Source organism: Bradyrhizobium sp. USDA 4532 (assembly GCF_024171315.1).
Lineage (GTDB): Bacteria > Pseudomonadota > Alphaproteobacteria > Rhizobiales > Xanthobacteraceae > Bradyrhizobium > Bradyrhizobium australafricanum.
Map to the genome: position 1 here is coordinate 5546829 of NZ_JALJZN010000001.1, position 15978 is coordinate 5562806.

Annotated in this window: 8 protein-coding genes; 4 read left to right on the plus strand and 4 right to left on the minus strand. The window is 65.7% G+C overall.

The window, feature by feature from the left end; genetic code table 11:
- Window positions 1-66: 66 nt before the first annotated feature.
- Together J2R76_RS25590 and J2R76_RS40855 are read right to left on the minus strand one after the other, a co-directional pair.
- Window positions 67-1272 carry an ABC transporter substrate-binding protein gene (locus J2R76_RS25590; protein WP_076832824.1) on the minus strand — a complete coding sequence of 402 codons (1206 nt, stop codon included), beginning with the start codon at window positions 1270-1272 and terminating at the stop codon, window positions 67-69.
- A gap of 158 nt (window positions 1273-1430) precedes the next feature.
- A complete protein-coding gene (locus J2R76_RS40855; RefSeq protein ID WP_309143554.1) occupies window positions 1431-8924 on the minus strand; it encodes an Ig-like domain-containing protein in 7494 nt (2497 codons plus the stop codon).
- A 478-nt stretch (window positions 8925-9402) separates the two neighbouring features.
- Here J2R76_RS40855 and J2R76_RS25615 point away from each other — a divergent pair, with 478 nt between their 5' ends.
- Both J2R76_RS25615 and J2R76_RS25620 read left to right on the plus strand, forming a co-directional pair.
- On the plus strand, window positions 9403-10149 hold the full coding sequence (locus J2R76_RS25615) for a thermonuclease family protein (protein WP_253626090.1): 747 nt from the start codon (window positions 9403-9405) through the stop codon (window positions 10147-10149).
- Window positions 10150-10221: 72 nt separating this feature from the next.
- Window positions 10222-11715, plus strand: a complete 1494-nt coding sequence (locus J2R76_RS25620) for a M48 family metalloprotease (protein WP_076824772.1) — start codon at window positions 10222-10224, stop codon at window positions 11713-11715.
- A 72-nt stretch (window positions 11716-11787) separates the two neighbouring features.
- On the opposite strand, the gene J2R76_RS25625 is transcribed toward J2R76_RS25620, so the two are convergent.
- Window positions 11788-12189, minus strand: coding sequence for a cytochrome c family protein (locus J2R76_RS25625; RefSeq protein ID WP_057015128.1), 402 nt, complete (start codon window positions 12187-12189; stop codon window positions 11788-11790).
- Between the two features lie 192 nt (window positions 12190-12381).
- On the opposite strand from J2R76_RS25625, the gene J2R76_RS25630 reads away from it, so the two are divergent.
- Window positions 12382-13191, plus strand: a complete 810-nt coding sequence (locus J2R76_RS25630; protein WP_076824774.1) for a transporter — start codon at window positions 12382-12384, stop codon at window positions 13189-13191.
- Window positions 13192-13282: 91 nt separating this feature from the next.
- Here J2R76_RS25630 and J2R76_RS25635 read toward each other — a convergent pair whose 3' ends face one another.
- Entirely contained in the window at window positions 13283-14572 is a 1290-nt protein-coding gene (locus tag J2R76_RS25635) for an MFS transporter (protein WP_057015508.1), read from the minus strand.
- Between the two features lie 233 nt (window positions 14573-14805).
- On the opposite strand from J2R76_RS25635, the gene cyoA reads away from it, so the two are divergent.
- Window positions 14806-15972 carry a ubiquinol oxidase subunit II gene (gene cyoA, locus J2R76_RS25640; RefSeq protein WP_076824776.1) on the plus strand — a complete coding sequence of 389 codons (1167 nt, stop codon included), beginning with the start codon at window positions 14806-14808 and terminating at the stop codon, window positions 15970-15972.
- The last annotated feature ends 6 nt before the right edge of the window (window positions 15973-15978 follow it).

The window sequence follows — 15978 nt, forward strand, 5'->3', positions numbered from 1 at the left end:
GGAACCTCGAGATCCCGGGTTCGTGCTTCGCACGCCCCGGGATGACTGTGTGACTTCGTCACTTCGTCACTTCTTCACCAGCGGGCAGCGCGACTCCGACAGCGGCTGGAAGGCCTGGTCGCCCGGCACGGTCGCCACCAGCTTGTAGTCGTCCCAGCGGCCCTTCGATTCCGACGGCTTCTTGACCTCGAACAAATACATGTCGTGCACCATACGGCCGTCCTCGCGGATCTTGCCGTTCTTGGTGAACATGTCGTTGATCGAGCTCTCCTTCATCACCTTCATGACGGCGGCCGCATCGGTGGTGCCGGCGGCCTTCACCGCCTTGAGATAGTGCGTCACCGAGGAATAGACCCCGGCCTGTGCCGAGGTCGGCACCCGCTTGGTGCGCTCCATGAAGCGCTTCGTGAAGGCGCGGCTGTCGTCGTTGAGATCCCAGTAGAAGGCTTCCGCCAGCAACAGGCCCTGCGCGGTATCGAGCCCGACGCTGTCGATGTCGGTGACGAAGGCCAATAGCGGCGACAGTTTCTGGCCGCTCTTGGTGAGGCCGAATTCGGCTGCCTGCTTGATCGCGTTGATGGTGTCGCCGCCGGCATTGGCAAGGCCGATCACCTTGGCCTTCGACGCCTGCGCCTGCAGCAGGAAGGACGAGAAATCCGAGGTGTTGATCGGATGCCGCACGCTGCCGAGCACCTTGCCGCCCGACTTCACCACGACGTTGCTGGTGTCCTTTTCCAGGTCCTGACCGAACGCGTAGTCCGCGGTAAGGAAGAACCAGGTATCGAGACCGGATTTCACCGCGGCAAGGCCGGTCACATTGGCCTGCGCGAAGGTGTCGAACACGTAGTGCACGGTATAGGGGCCGCAGGCCTCGTTGGAGAGGCGGATCGAACCCGGACCGTTGAACATGATGATCTTGTTGCGCGCCTTGGCGATTTCGGCAGCGGCGAGCGCGGTCGCGGAGGCCGCGACGTCGAAGATCATCTCGACGCCCTGGTTATCGATCATGTCGCGGGCGATGTTGGCGGAGAGGTCAGCCTTGTTGAGATGGTCGCCGACCACGATCTCGACCTTGCGGCCGAGCACCTCGCCGCCGAAATCCTCCACCGCCATCTTGGCAGCGGTTTCGCTGCCCGAACCGGTGATGTCGGCATAGAGGCTCGACATATCGAGGATGCCGCCGAGCTTCAGCGGAGGCTTGTCCTGCGCCAGCGACGCATTCGCCGAGATCGCAAACGCACAGGCCAAAACGCCGGCCAAAACTCGTCTCATTCCAATCCTCCCTTGCAGCGCGGACCTCGTTCCATCAGGTCCGTTTCGAGGGCCGGATCATGCCGCATGGCCTGCACTGCAGCAAGCCGCAGCGGCAGCAATCTGTTTTCCACTAAGCGGAATGAAGCGCCGCGCCGGAGCTTGCGGCGGCGCTGCGATCAGAGATGAAAGTCGGGAACGGTCTGATGGGGCGTTCCCGCCGGCAGGCCGAGGAACAGGTACTGCATGCCATAATGTCCGGCGAATGCCGATGCCGTTGCATCCATGATGATGCGACCGCCCAGATCCAGATGCAATTCCGGCCGGGTAATAGCCCCGAGTGTGTAGGCCGGCACGATGGTCTCGTTGATATGCAGGGCGTCGAACACGGCGGACACCGCCGAAAGCGAGGCCGCATTACCGGGCAGGTCGACGACATCGGCGCCATCGGCGGCGAAGCCGGTCACCGCCAGCGATCCGGCCCGATCCGTCGATGACACGATGTGATCGAATACCAGCTTCGAGGAATCGCCGAGCAGCGCCGTCGCCGCGGCGTCGTAGATTGCGGTGCCGCCATCGTTCAGCGTCAGGCTCGGCGTGCCGCCATTGACATGCACCGCCTCGTTGAAGCCGACCGTCAGTTGCACCAGCGAACCCGGCGCCGCGACGCCGCCGGAGGGCGTCGCCGTGATCCCGGCGAGATGGGGCGCCGTGGTGTCGAGGGTGAACGTCAGGCTCGACGACGCGCTGACATTGCCGGCGGCGTCGACCTCCTGCACCGTGACGGGGTGCATACCATCAGCCGTAAAGACCGGCGCCGCCGTGGAGAAGCCCGAGGCGCCGTCGGCCTTGTAGCGCAGCGTGTCGGCCGCATCGAACTTGGTGTAATCGATCAGCGGATTGCTGGTGATGTGGTCGGCGCTGGAGACGCCGGTGTCGCGGTGCAGCGCCAGCGTCGGCGCCGATGGCGCCTTGGTGTCGCCGGTGAAGCTGACCGCGTTGCTCGCTCCGCCGGCGTTGCCGGCGATGTCGGTGTAGCTCGCCCCGGCAACCGAAAGATCGGCCGACAGATCGTCGGTGACATCGGCGGTGAAGGTCGCTGTGTAGATATCGTGGCCCGCGCCATTGATGCCGACATGGACGAGGCTGCCCAGCAGTCCGCCATGGACCGTGACATCGCCGAGTCCGAAACCTGCGACCGCCTCGGAGAAGGTGAACGTCATCAACGCGGCGTCGCCGGCGTGCAGCAGGGTGTGATCGGCCGCCACCGATACCGTCGGCGGATGCGTGTCGCCACCGATCGTCGCGGTATTGCTCGCCGCGCCGGCATTGCCTGATACGTCGGCATAGCTTGCGGCGGTGACCCGGATCGAGCCCGCCACGACGTCGTTGATATCGGGCGTGAAGGTCGCGGTGTAGACGTCCTGCCCCGACACGTTGAGCCCGACATGGACCAGATTGGTCACCGTGCCGCCGGCGACGACGGTATCGCTGAGCGCAAAGCCCGCGACCTGCTCGGAGAAGGTGAAGGTGACAACCGAAGTCTGGCCCGAAAGCACCGTGCTCGGGCTCGCGGCAACCGACACCGTCGGCGCCCTGGTATCGCCAGTGAAGCTGATGGTGCCGCTCGCCGCACCGGTATTGCCGCCAACATCCGTATAGCTCGCGGCGGTGACCTGCACCGAGCCCGCTTCAGTGTTGCTTTCGTCCGGCGTGAAAATTGCCGTGTAGACGTCCTGGCCCGATGCGTTGACGCCGACATGGAGCAGATTGCCCAACGCCCCGCCATGCACCGTGACGTCACCGAGCGCGAAGCTCGCGATTTGTTCGGAAAAAGTGAACGTCACCAGCGCGGTCTGGCCCGCCAGCAGCGCGTGACGGTCAGCCGCGATCGACACCGTCGGCGCCAGCGTATCGCCGCCGATCGTCGCGGTGTTGCTTGCCGCGCCGGCATTGCCGGCCACATCGCCGTAACCGGACGCATTCACCTTCACCGAGCCGGTCTCGGTGTCGCTGACATCGGGCGTGAAGGTCGCGGTGTAGACGTCCTGCCCAGCGCCGTTGAGCCCGACATGCACGAGATTGCTCAGCGCGCCGCCATGGACGGTGATGTCGCCAAGGGCGAAGCCCGACACCGCCTCCGAAAAGGTGAAAGTCGCGACCGAGAGGTCGCCGGCCAGCACCGTGTCGGGATTGAGCGTGACGGAGACCGTCGGCGCCAGCGTGTCACCGGTGAAGTTGATGGCGTTGCTGGCAGCGCCGGCGTTGCCGGCCGTATCGCTATAGCTCGATGCATTGACCTGCACCGAGCCAGCCTCGGCGTTGGTGACGTCGGGCGTGAAGGTCGCGGTGTAGATGTCCTGGCCGGCGCCGTTGACGCCGACATGGACAAGGCTGCCCAACGCGCCGCCGCTGACGCTGATGTCGCCGAGCGCGAAGCCCGCGACGGCCTCGGAGAAGGTGAAGGTCACGACCGCGGTCTGGCCGGCAAGCAGCGTACCATGGTCAGCTGAAACCGACACGGTCGGCGTTTTGGTGTCGCCGCTGAAGTTGATCGTGTTGCTCGACGCGCCGGAATTGCCGGCAACGTCGCTATAGCTTGACGCATTGACCTGCACCGAACCTGCCTCGGTGTTGGTCACATCGGGCGTGAAGGTCGCGGTGTAGACGTCGTGGCCGGAGCCATCGACGCCGATATGGGTGAGATTGCCCAGCGTACCGCCCTGGACGGTGACATCACCCAATCCAAAGCCGCCGACGGCCTCGGAGAAGGTGAACGTGACAACCGCGCTATCGCCGGCAACCAGCGTGGTGTGATCGGCTGCAACCGCCACCGTCGGCGCCTTGGTATCGCCGGTGAAGCTGATCGCGCTGCTTGCCGCGCCGGCGTTTCCGGCGCTGTCGGTATAGCTTGACGCGTTGACCTGCACCGAGCCCGCCTCGGCGTTGGTCACGTCGGGTGTGAAGGTTGCCGTGTAGATGTCCTGGTGCGCGGCGTTGACGCCGACATGCACGAGGTTGCTCAGCGCGCCGCCGCTCACCGTCGTGTCCGTCAGCGCAAAGCCGGTGACCGCCTCGGAGAAGGTGAAGGTGACAATCGAGGTCTGCCCGGCCAGCAGTGCGGTCGAGCTCGCCGCAACCGACACGGTCGGCGCGATCGCGTCGATCACGAGATGCAGGTCGGTCGCCGCATGGGTCACGTCGGCGTCCTGGCCGCCGGGATCCCTGATCGTGCCGCCGTTGAGCGAGAGGCTCTGCACCTGAAGATCGGACGTGCTGTCGCCGTCCTGCACCGTGTAGCTGAACACCAGCGCCTGCGAGCCGCTGCCGCTCAGATAGGTCGCGGCCTTGCCGTCGTTGAGCAGCAACTCCGGCGCGCCGGTCACGTTCACCGTGTTGCTGAAGTTGACGGTGATGGTCACTACCTTGCCGGCGTTCAGGATCGTGAGATGATCGGTGGTGTCAGAAGTGACCGAGGCGATGCTCGCCTGTGACCGGATCTCGAGATGCGGAGAGGCCGAGCCGTCGGACGCCAGCATCAGCGAGCCGGCCGAGGCGCCAGCGCCAAAACTCAGGTTCAGTGATGCGAGCGTCGTGCCGCTGCCGCTTTTCACCAGCAACACGCCGTTCGCATAGGACAGCGTCGTCGTGGCATCATAGGCGATGTTGCCGAAGTCGATGGTGTCGCCGCCGGCAAAGCCGGTGATCGACGTGCTGAAGGAGGCGCCGGAGAATGCCGCGGCATCGAGCACGAGTTTTTCGGTACTGCCGTCGGTGAAGGCGATCGCGCCGGTCCCTGCCGCGCCGTTCGCCGCCAGCTCCAGGATGGAGCCCTTGATGACGGTGCCGCCCGAATAGGTGTTGTGCGCGGACAGCACCAACCGGCCGCCACCGGTCACCTCGACATCACCAGGCGTCGTGCCATCGGAAATGACGCCGCTCTGGGTAACGGTCTCGCCGGCGGCGACGTTGAAGACCGGATCGCCCGCGACGGTGATGTTGCGGGTCTGCGTGAAGCCGTCGGTGAAGCTGATACCGGTGCCGTCGCCAAGCTTCAGCACATTGGTCACCGCGCCGAGATTCACGTTGGCGGAGATCGACACCCGGGTGTCGGCGCCGCTGACCGTGGTATTGCCGGTGTAGGTGTTGTTGCCGCCGAGGATGACGGTACCGCCGCCGCTGATAACGAGACCGCCGACGCCCGCATTGGCACCGGTGCCGCCATTGCCGCTCTGGTCCGCGATGTCGTTGACGACCGTCAGCGTCTGGCCGCTGGCCGGCGTGAAGCTGAGATTGTTGTTGCCCTGGATGAAGATGCCGGAGCCGAAACCCGAGCCGCTGGCCTGGCCGATGCCATTGGTGCCGCCCTTGACGGCGCTGAAGCCGGAATCGTTCGACAGCGAGCCGCCCTTGACGGTCAGCGAGCCGCCTTGCTGAACGAAGATGGTGCCACCAGCGCCGAGGCCGCCACCCCCACCCGCCGTGCCATCACCGCCGCCGAAGCCGCCGAGCCCGCTGACGCCGCCACCGCCGCCGAAGCCGCCACCGCCGCCATAGCCGCCGCCGCCACCGAAGCCACCATTGCCGAACGCCCCGCCGCCACCGCCGTAGCCACCATTGCCGCCGTCGATTGCGTTGCCGCCGCCGACGCCACCGCCGGTACCGTGCGCGCGGTTGTTGTTGCCGAAGAAGCCACCCGCGCCGCCGCCGCCGCCATTGGCGCCGCCCGTTCCGCCATACCAGTAAAGCATGGTCCCGCCTCCGAACAGGATCAGGTAGCCGTCGACGCCTTTGCCGCCCCCCGCGGCGCCGGGAACGATGCCAGCGGCCCCGTTCTGAAATGCGGCAGAGTTCGCACCCTGTGCGTGAAGGCCGATGCCGCCACCGCTGCTGTTTCCGCCTTGGCCCCCCATGCCGCCACCACCGCCGAAGCCGTCGATGTTGGCGTTGCTCGCGGTACTGCCGGTTCCGCCATTGCCGCCGATCGCGGCACTGTTGTGAAATACGACATTGTCGATCGTGGCGCTGCCGTTCGCCGAGACGAACAGGGCGCCGCCGAGCCCGGCGCCACCGCCGCCGCCGCCCTGGATGATGCCGCCGCCGGCCGCCACCGTGTTCTGGATGGTCAGGTTCTCGAGATTGACGTTGCCCGCATAGACGAAGAACCCACGCTGGGCGTTGAGGCCGTCGATCGTGTGCGTGCCGCCGTGGCCGTCGCTGCCGTTGATGGTGACGCTCGATCCGCTCAAGAGATTGAGCGCGTACAGCTCCGACGAGAGGCTGAAGCTGGCGGTGATGTTGATGGTGTAGTTGGCATTCGGCGCGGCGTTCTGGCCGCCGGAATCCATCTGCAGGATGGCCGCATTGAGCTCGGTGACGTTTGAGACATTGAAGACGCGGGTCGACACAAGCTGCACGACCGTGCCGCCATTCGCATCCTGCGAAAGCTGGAAGCGGGCGCCGCCGTCGAGCCCGTTCACCGTCAGCGTATCCGTCACTGTGCCGTTCGAGATCGAGAGCGTGTTGCCGGAAAGACTGACCGTGTTGAGCGAGGTATTCTGGGTGTTGTAGTGCAGCCCGGTCAGGTCGATGGACTGGCCGGGATTGAAGTTGGAGATGCTGTTGGTGAGCGCGTTGCCGGTCAGCGCGGCGTCGTCGATCTTCAGCGTGCCGGGAAGGCCGGTCGTGAAGGAGATGTTGCCGGTGCCGGCTGCGCCGGCCGTCGCAAGCCACACTGTGCCGGAATAGATCGTCGTGCTGCCATAAGTGTTGGCATGGCCGAGCACGAAGGTGCCGCCGCCGTCGATGCCGAGATTGCCGCCGCCACTGATCAGGGCGGTATCGGTGACGGTTGCGCCGTTCGCGATCTTCAGGAGCGAGCTGCCGCCGACCGAAATTGAGTCGTCGAACGTGCCGCCCGTCGTCAGCGAAAGATGCGCGCTGCTCAGGTTGAGCGTCCCGGTCAACCCCGCGAGCTGACCGAGCCCGAGCTGCAACGTGCCGGCGCCCGACAGCGTGAACGTACCGGAGCCGCTGATCGCGCCGGTGTCGGCAATCGTGCCGGACGAGATGTCGAAGGTGCCGCCAGCGGCGGTGACCTGGATGTTGTGGGTGAAGGTGTAGCCGCCGGTCGTGGTCAGCGTGCCGCCGTTGAGGATCAGCGCACCGGCCGAACCGCCGATGTTGTTGTCGGCCGTGATCGAGAGAGTGTTGCCGGCATCGATCTGCGTGCCGCCGACATAGGTGCTCGCACCCGTCAACGTCAGCGTACCGCCGCCGGAGACGACCAGCTTGCCAGTGGTGCCGCTGCCGCTGATACCCCGCTCATCGGCGATGCTGTCGCCGATCGTCAGCGTGGTGACGGTCTGCAATCCCTCGAAGACCGTGGAAACGGTGTGCGTCGGCGTGACGACCATCGTGCCCTGGATGAAGATGTCACCATAGGCGGAGCCGTTGCCCGCACCATTGGCACCGGTGCCGCCGGTCTCGGTCGCATCCATCAAGGTGCCGCCGATGACGGTCAGCGTGCCGCCTTGTTGAACGAAGATGTCGCCGCCGGCGCCAAGGCCGCCGCCACCGCCGCCGGCGAGCGAGCCGCTGCCGGCGCCGAATCCGCCGGTGCCGGGCGTGCCGTTCGAACCGCCGCCTCCGCCGCCGAAACCGCCATTGCCGCCGGTATGCGCGTATCCGCTGCCGTTACCGGAGCCGCCGCCTCCGCCGGCGAAACCACCATTGCCGCCGCCATAAATGCCGCCGCCGCCACCGCCGCCCATGCCGCCGGCGCCGCCGAAGCCGATCAGGGTGCCCGAGGGGCCGCCGCCCACCGAGTTGGCGCCGCCGATGCCGCCGCCGCCGCCACCGACACCGCCGCCACCACCGCCGCCACTCGCGCCACCGCCGGCATGTGCTCCGTAGCCTGAGCCGCCGTAATTGTCGGCGCCCTGTCCGCCGCCCGCCGCACCTTCGATCGTCGCCGGTGTGCCGCCCGCGGTCTGCGCCCCGGTCGAGGGATGCTGGCTGTCGGAGCCCGCCTCGCTGTAACCGCTGCCGCCATTGCCGTGATAGCCGTAATAGTCTTGGCCGCCGAAGCCGCCGCCACCACCACCGCCGCCATTGCCGCTGCCGCCATCGGCACCGATGCCGCCGCCACCGCCGCCGCCGCCGGCCGGATCGACCACGCCGCCATCGCCGCCCTTGGCCGTGTTGCTGCCGAAATTGACGTTGTTCAGCGTGACGTTGGCGTTCTGTCCGACGAACAGGCCGCCGCCGAGGCCCGCGCCGCCGCCGCCACCGCCGACCCCGCCATTGCCGCCGCTCGCAACCGCGTTGACGATCGTGAGGTTCTTGAACGTCACCGTGCCTGATGTGACGACGAAGCCTTGATAGCCGCGCGCATCGACGATGTCGCTATAGTCCTGTCCGCCGAGTTGATTGTTGTAGTCGGAGTTGCCGTCGAAGGTCAGCGTTGAGCCGTTCATCAGATTGATGGCCGGCAGATCGTCCAGCAATTGCAGCGTGCGCGCGCCGGACGAGAGCGAGAAGTTGATGACGTAATCGGTGTTGGCCGCAGCCAGACCACCACCGACGCTGATCGCCGAGATCGCGTTGTAGAGCTGGAGATAATCGTGCAGCGGATCGCTGGTCGTCAGCGTCAGAACAACGGGATTCGACACAAGGACCTCGGCAATATGCGTGAGCGACCGCAATCGGTCGCCTTTCAAAAAATTGCCGAATAGTTACCTTGCGCCGCAAGTCATTGGCAACAATAACGAATTCTCATTCCGCGCACGGAGTTGCAATCATGAATGGGTAAGGTTGACGCGTGTGAGGGCCGCTCGACGCACGATCGGACGGCAATTTTCGTCACGACAAGGGGTGCTGAAGACGAGTTCGTCCCGCGACAGGCACGCATTGATGTGAAACACCAATTTCGCCTGTGCACGCGATGAGAAGCGCCGCAGAAAAATTGACCACCGAATCAACGATGGCATCCCTCGATGCGATTTCGCTTCGCTTGTGGTGGCTCTGAAGCGATCTTTCCGTCAGACTGTCCTTGTTGGCGACCACGCTCCGAGCGGAGCGCGCCGAAGTGACGAGTGCCGCATGACGCCTCCACGCGATAGTGCATGGCGTCGCCGTCCGTGGGCGGTGATGATGACAGCATGCGTCCTCGCGATCGGCGCGTGCAGCGGACGCGCCGAAGCGGCTGGATGCAATTTCGAGATTCAGGGCGAGGGTCGCGTCGCCGCCATCGTCGATGCGCGCAGCCTGCGGCTCGACGACGCCCGTGAGGTCAAGCTCGCCGGTATCGAGGTGGCCGACAAGGCGAAGACCATCGCTGCACTGACGGCGCTGCTGGTCGGCCGCGAGGTGACGCTGCGCGGACAGGACGACACGCCGGACCGCTATGGCCGGCAGCTGGCCTACGCATTCCTCGAAGGCAGTGAGAAGCCCGTGCAAAGCGAGTTGCTGCGCCAGGGCCTCGCTGTGGCGTCATCCGAGGTCGCCGACAAGGACTGTGCGGCGGCGCTGATGGCGGCCGAGGCCGAGGCCAGGGCCGCCCGATCGGGAACCTGGGCCGAGGCCACCGTCATAAAAAACGCCGAAAGTTCCGCCGATATTTTGACCGGGATCGGGCGTTTTACAGTGGTCGAGGGCAGGGTTTTGTCCGTGCGTCAGGCGGGCGCGACGACCTACCTGAATTTCGGTCGAAACTGGACTCAGGACTTTGCTGCGACTATTTCAAGGCGCATAGTCCCTGCGTTCGAGGCGGCCGGGCTTGCGCCCAAGTCTCTGGAAAATCGTAAGATTCGTGTACGAGGCTGGGTGGAAGCACGACGTGGGCCGCGAATCGAACTGCTCCGGGTGGGGCAGCTTGAAGTGCTCGGCGGGAACTAGAGGCCCAAGGGACTCAAGAGACCCAGGGGCCATGCCCCGGTCTTTTTACGGGACAATTTGTGAGTTTTTGACGTGATTGAGCGCGCAGGACGGCGTGAAGAGGGGACTGGCCGCCGCCTTTTGGCTGCGCCGGCGCTCGTCTGCGCCGCCCTGACGCTGTCGGCCTGCGGCAATGTCGGCCGGTTCGAGCAGGCCGCGCCCACGGCAGCAGCGGCGCCGGTAAAGCCGAACCGCGTGGTACAGCAGACGCCCACGAGCGAACGCGAGCATGAGCGCATCCTGTCGTCCTATGGCGGCGCCTACGACGACCCGAAGCTCGAGGCCCTGATCAGCAAGACCGTCGAGCGGCTGGTCGCCGCCTCCGAACGGCCCGACCAGGCCTACAAGGTCACGATCCTCAATTCCGGCGCGGTCAACGCCTTCGCGCTGCCGACCGGCCAGCTCTATGTCACGCGCGGCCTGATTGCGCTCGCCAGCGACACCTCCGAGCTCTCCTCGGTGCTGAGCCACGAGATGGCGCATGTGCTGGCCAAGCACGCGGCGATGCGCGAGGACCAGGCCCGCCAGGCGGCTGTGGTGACGCGCGTCGTCACCGACATGAGCACCGATCCCGATCTCACCGCGCTGGCGCTCGCCAAGACCAAGCTGACGATGGCGAGCTTCTCGCGCCAGCAGGAGTTCGAGGCCGACGGCATCGGCGTCGGGATCGCCGCTCGCGCGCATTTCGATCCCTACGGCGCGGCGCGCTTCCTGACCGCGATGGAGCGCAATGCCGCGCTCAAGATCGGCAAGACCGCGCTCGATCCGCGCGCGCAGGACTTCACCTCGTCGCATCCGGCGACGCCCGAGCGCATCAACAACGCGCAGACCACCGCACGGCAATACTCATCGCCCGAGAGCAACGAGCGCGATCGCGAGACCTATCTCGCCGCGATCGACAACATCGTCTATGGCGAGGATCCCAGCGAAGGGTTCGTGCGCGGCCGCCGCTTCCTGCATCCCAAGCTCGGCTTCACCTTCACCGCGCCCGATAATTTCACGCTCGACAACACCGCGCAGGCGGTGATCGGCGTGCGCGAGGGCGGCAGCCAGGCGATGCGCTTCGACGTGGTGCGGGTCCCGGCCGAGCAGTCGCTCGGCGACTACCTGAATTCGGGCTGGATGGAAGGCGTCGAGAAGTCCTCGACCGAGGACCTCAACATCAACGGCTTTCCGGCGGCGTCGGCCACCGCCCATGGCGACCAGTGGCAGTTCAAGGTCTATGCGCTGCGCTTCGGCAGCGACGTCTACCGCTTCATCTTCGCCGCCAAGCAGAAGTCCACCGAGAGCGAGCGTAACGCGCGCGAGACCGTCAATTCGTTCCGCCGCCTGACGCTCGACGAGATCCAGGCCGCGCGCCCGCTGCGCATCAAGGTCATTAACGTGCAGCCCGGCGACACCGTGGAATCGCTGTCGCACCGCATGTCCGGCGTCGATCACCCGGCCGAGCGCTTCCGCGTGCTCAACGGCCTCGACGCCCATGCCCAGGTCAAGCCGCGCGACCGCGTCAAGATCGTGGTGGATTGAGGCCGCGAGGCGTCGTGCTCGCGCCTCACCACCGCTGTCGTCCCGGCGAAGGCCGGGACGACAGGCTACATTCTACTTCGCCTTCTCCTTGAGGAAGGCAATGATGTCGGCCCGATCCTTCGGGTCCTGAACCTCGTAGAACATCTTGGTGCCCGGAACCATCGTGTCCGGACCGGTGAGCCATTTGTCGAGATTCTCCTCGGTCCACACGATCTTCGAGTTCTTCAGCGCCGGCGAGTAGTCGTAGCCTGCGACGGAGCCGGCTAGGCGGCCGACGACACCCTTGTGCATCGGGCCGACGTCGTTCTTGTCGATCGAGTGGCAATCGCCGCAGCCCTGGTACAGCGTGGCGCCGCGCGCCGCATCTCCCGCGGCACGGGCGCTGTTCAGGGCGAGCAGAATCGCGATGGCCGCCATCGCGGCAATTTTGGCTTGCCGCGGCGCCAGCACGCCTGCGATCGAACGAATGCTCATTCCCGGGGCTCTCCTGTTTGCCACCACAACAGGAGCAGCCATGCCGCGATTCTATTCCCTGGAATGCCGCGCGCTCGCGCGACCGGCGACTGACGAAGATTTTTGAGCCAACCGGGAATTTCCCCGCGCGCCGCCGATCTCTATCGAAAGCTGCCACCTCCGCAGCGGCGCCGGGCTATTGGAGCATCCCCAGTGTTTCAGAATCGGTTCGGCGCCGTCGCTCGACTTGCCGAACTCGGGTGCGTGCTTGCTGCGCTCACACTCGCAGCAGCCACCGCCGCGCGCGCGGACGGCTGTCCCAAGCCGGGCGACGAAATCGCGACCGACCGGCCCGACGTCACCAATTCGAGTATCGTCGTGCCGGTCGGGAGCCTGCAGAACGAGAACGGCATCAACCTGACCGGCCGGAGCAGTGGCCGCAGCATCGACGGCAGCAACAGCCGCTGGCGGCTCGGGATTGCGCCCTGCCTCGAGGTGCTGATCGACCTACCGAGCTATGTCGGCACCGTGAAATCGCCCGGCGCGTCGGGCTTTTCCGACGTCGCGCCTGCCATCAAATGGCAGATCAGTCCGCTGCCGGGGAAGATCGACCTCTCGATCACGGCCGGCGTCGCGCTGCCGACGGGCGCTGCCGAAATCGCCGGTCGCGGCGCGCAGCCCTACATCCAGTTGCCGTGGTCATGGGAGTTGCATGACGGCTGGGGCGTCAGCGGCATGTTCACGGAATTCTTCCGCCCTGCCGAGCTGACCGGCCGGCACATGTCGGAAGCGACCTTCGTGATCGAGAAGAAGCTGACCGAGCGGATCAGTGTGTTCACCGAATATGTCGGCGACTATCCCGACGGTGCGCGGCCGACCCAGCTCATCAACTCCGGCGGCCTGTACCAGATCACGCCGACCCAGCAGGTCGACTTCCATGTCGCGTTCGGACTCAGCCGCAACTCGCCGAACTACATCGTCGGCCTGGGGTACTCGTTCCGCGTCGACGGATTGTTCCGCTAGCCCACCTCCCCTTGAAAAGGGGAGGTCGCTTTGCTCGCCAGAGCAAAGCGGGTGGGGAAACCTTCCCCCTTTCAGGGGGAAGGAGAAGAGTTCAACCCTCGGCTTCGCGCAATCCGCTCAGCCACAGCGCCAGCAGCGTCCACACCGCGCCCGACAACAGGTACGCACCGGCCGAGATCAAGCCGAAATGCGTCGCCAGCAGCAGCGCCGCGAGCGGCGCAAAGCCGGCACCGAACAGCCAGGCTAAATCCGAGGTCAGTGCCGAGGCCGTGTAGCGATAGTTGCGCGCGAAGCTCGAGGCGATCGCGCCCGACGACTGGCCGAACGACAGGCCGAGCAGCACGAAGCCGAGCACCATGTACACCGTTTCGCCAAACGCGCCGGCATCGAGCAGCTGCGGGGCAAAGCCGCTATAGACCGCGATCGCGACCGCAGACCCGAGCAGCAGCGGCTTGCGCCCGACGCGGTCGGCGATCATGCCGGAGGCGATGATCGCGACGACGCCGACCATGGCGCCGATCATCTCGATGATCAGGAAGCGCACCGGGCTTTCCTTGGTGAACAGGAACACCCAGGACAGCGGAAACACCGTGACCATGTGGAACAGCGCAAAGCTCGCCAGCGGCGCAAAGGCGCCGAGCAGGATGTTGCGGCCCTCCTGCGCGATGGTCTCGCCGACCCGCGCCGGCTCGAGATCGCGGCTTTCGAACAGCTCGGAATATTCATCCGTCGCCACCATGCGCAGCCGCGCGAACAGCGCCACCACGTTGATCGCGAACGCGACGAAGAACGGATAGCGCCAGCCCCAGTCGAAGAAATCATCCGCCGAGAGGTTGCCGGCGAAGAAGGCGAACAGCGCGCTGGCCACGATCAGCCCGAGCGGCGCGCCGAGCTGCGGCACCATCGCGTACCAGCCGCGGCGATGCGCCGGCGAATTCATCGCCAGCAGCGAGGCAAGGCCGTCCCAGGCGCCGCCCCAGGCGATACCCTGCAGCACGCGCGCGGCGGCCAACAGCCAGATCGCCGCGACGCCGATCGTGTCGTAGCCGGGCAGAAACGCGAGCGCCACCGTGGCGGTGCCGAGCAGGAACAGCGCGATGACGAGCTTGGCGCCCTTGCCGTGGCGGCGGTCGACCGCCATGAAGATGACGGTGCCGAGTGGCCGCGCGGCGAAGGCCAGCGCGAAGATGCCGAATGAATAGAGCGTGCCGGTCAGTTCATTGACGAACGGGAACACCAGCTTCGGGAACACGATGACCGAGGCGATCGCATAGACGAAGAAATCGAAGAATTCCGACGTGCGTCCGATGATGACGCCGATGGCGATTTCGCCGGGTTTCGCCTGCCCGTGACCTGATGCGGTCGGGGTGCCGTGAGCCATTGCTGGGGCTTGTGCCATCGCCGGAAAACCGTCCTTTGGAGCACGATCAAACCGGTTTTCCGAACAGACCGTGCTCAAACAAGAAGTGAGGCCACGGGCAGATTGCCACGCGGTCCACCTCACCTTCTGACCCTCCATCCCGCAGTGCAACATTGGACAAATTGTCCAATGTGAACTTTGCTGCATCGCAGCTACCCCTTGGCGGAACTCATAAAATTCAAGTGGGGTGAGCCGTGCGCGCCTTGAAATTATTGGCCTTATTGCCGTTCGCGGCGCTCCTTGGCGGGTGCGATTTCGTCGTCCTGGCGCCTGCCGGCGACATCGCCGTCCAGCAGCGCGACCTCGTCGTCATCTCGACCGTGCTGATGCTCATCATCGTGCTTCCGGTGATGGCGCTGACCGTGTTCTTCGCCTGGCGCTACCGCCAGTCCAACGCCGCGGCCCCCTATGAGCCGGAGTGGGATCACTCCACCCAGCTCGAGCTCGTGATCTGGTCGGCGCCGCTGCTGATCATCATTTGCCTCGGCGCGCTGACCTGGATGGGCACCCATCTGCTCGATCCCTACCGCTCGCTCGGCCGCATCGCCGCCGACAAGCCGATCGAGAGCAAGGACGCCCCGCTCAATGTCGAGGTCGTCGCGCTCGACTGGAAGTGGCTGTTCATCTACCCGGACTACGGCGTCGCCGCCGTCAACGAGCTCGCAGCTCCGGTCGACCGCCCGATCCGCTTCCGCATCACGGCGTCCTCCGTGATGAACTCGTTCTATATCCCCGCGCTTGCCGGCCAGATCTACGCCATGCCCGGCATGGAGACCAAGCTGCACGCGGTCGCCAACAAGGAAGGCACCTATCGCGGCTTCTCCGCCAACTACAGCGGCGCCGGCTTCTCCGGCATGCACTTCGACTTCAAGAGCCTGTCTGGCGCCGATTTCGACAAGTGGATCGCCACCGCCAAGACCAGCGCCAATATGCTCGGCCGCACCGACTATCTGCAGCTCGAGCGTCCGAGCCAGAACGATCCGGTCCGGCTCTACCGCTCGGTCGACCGCGATCTCTACAAGGCGGTCCTCAACATGTGCGTCGAACCCGGCAAGATGTGCATGAGCGAGATGATGGCGATCGACGCCAAGGGCGGCCTCGGCCGCGAAGGCTTCAACAACACGCTGCCGCTGACCTACGACAAATACGCCCGCCGCGGCGCGCCGCTCGGCTCCGAGCCGACCTTCGTCGCCGGCATCTGTTCGATGGACGAGATCAAGGACGCGCCGTCGCACGAGATCACCGCGCCGCTCGACCTGACGCCGCTGCGCGGCTTCGGGCTGAAGCGCCCGCCGTTCTCGCCCGCGCACCCCTCGTCGACATCCTTGCTGCTCGGTCAGCGTCCGAAATCAGAGTCCTGAGGAGGA